Origin of the sequence: Nocardia sp. NPDC047038 (genome assembly GCF_040644075.1) — a bacterium.
In the GTDB taxonomy this organism is placed as follows: domain Bacteria; phylum Actinomycetota; class Actinomycetes; order Mycobacteriales; family Mycobacteriaceae; genus Nocardia; species Nocardia sichangensis.
Genome location: NZ_JBEYVQ010000054.1, coordinates 1 through 1,524, shown reverse-complemented (window position 1 = coordinate 1,524; position 1,524 = coordinate 1). Strand labels below are relative to the sequence as shown.

Annotated in this window: 1 protein-coding gene; it reads right to left on the bottom strand. The window is 68.1% G+C overall.

Annotated features, from left to right (window positions below; translation table 11 throughout):
- A partial coding sequence (locus ABZ824_RS39710; RefSeq protein WP_356970052.1) for an amino acid adenylation domain-containing protein occupies nt 1-1,524 on the bottom strand: 1,524 nt, incomplete at both ends.

Here is a 1,524-nt window from a genome sequence, read left to right as displayed (position 1 = left end):
CGGGGCTTCGAACAGTTCGCGTACCGCGACATCGGCGTCGAGGGCTTCGTTGATGCGTGCGACCACGCGGGTGGCCAGCAGCGAGTTGCCGCCCAAGGCGAAGAAGTCGTCGTCCAACCCGACCTCGCCGGCGCCCAGCAGCCCGGCGTACACCTCGGCCACTGCCTGCTCCACCGGCGAACTCGGCGCGCGGAACGCCACCGCCGACACCACCTGCGGCGCGGGCAGCGCCCGGCGGTCCAGTTTCCCGTTCGCCGTCAACGGCAACACCTCGAGCACGACCACCGCATCCGGCACCATGTACCCGGTCAAGAACTCCGAGACCTGGGTACGCAGCACCGACGCATCCAAGCTCGCCCCGGCGTCGGGCACGACGTACCCGATCAAACGGTCACCGGCATGCTCGTCGGCGCGGACCAGCACCACCGCCTGACTCACGCCCGGGCAGCGCAGCAGCGCCGCCTCGATCTCCCCGAGCTCGATGCGGAAGCCACGCAACTGCACCTGCTGATCACCGCGACCGGCGTACTCCAGGGTTGCTCGACCACCGAATCCGACCCACCGGCCGATGTCACCGCTGCGGTACATCCGCGAGCCCGGCGCACCGAACGGGTTGGCCACGAACCGTGTCGCGGCCAGACCGGGACGGCCGAGATACCCGCGCGAGAGCTGCGCGCCCGCGACGTAGATCTCTCCGGCCACCCCGACCGGCGACGGGTGCAACCGGTCATCGAGCACGTACGCGTCCAGACCGGGCAGCGCCCGCCCGATCACGCTGGCCGGGTTGTCGACCATCTGCTCGTCCAACGACAGGAACGACACGTGCACCGTGGTCTCGGTGATGCCGTACATGTTCACCAGCCACGGCGCGTCCACCGGATGACGCTCGTACCAGCGCCGCAGCTGGCGCAGATCCAGTGCCTCACCGCCGAACACGATGTAGCGCAGCGCGAACTTGCCTTGGTCGTGGTGTGCTGCCCGGTCGGCCTCGGCGAGCTGGTAGAACGCCGAGGGGGTCTGGTTGAGCACGGTGACCTGTTCGCGGATCAGCAGTTCGCGGAACTGCTCCGGCGAGCGGGAGGTCACGTAGTCGACCACGACCACGCTGCCGCCGTTGGCCAGCGCGCACCACAACTCCCACACCGAGAAATCGAACGCGAACGAATGGAACAGCGTCCACACATCGGTCTCGTCGAACTCGAACAGCAATTGGGTGTTGGCGAACAACTCGACCACGTTGCGGTGCGCCACACCCACACCCTTGGGCACCCCGGTCGAACCGGAGGTGTAGATGACATACGCCAGATTGTCCGGGCGCAGGGGCCGCACCCGCTCGCGGTTGCGGACGCGCGAATCGTCGTAGCCGGTGGTCTCCTCCAACAGGAGCACCGGAATATTGCCCGCGGGCAGTGAGTCCAGCTCGGCGGCGGTGGTCAGCACGCACACCGGGGCGGCGTCTTCGAGCATGAACTCCAACCGCTGCACCGGATACCCGGTATCGATCGGCAGATACGCCGCCCCCGC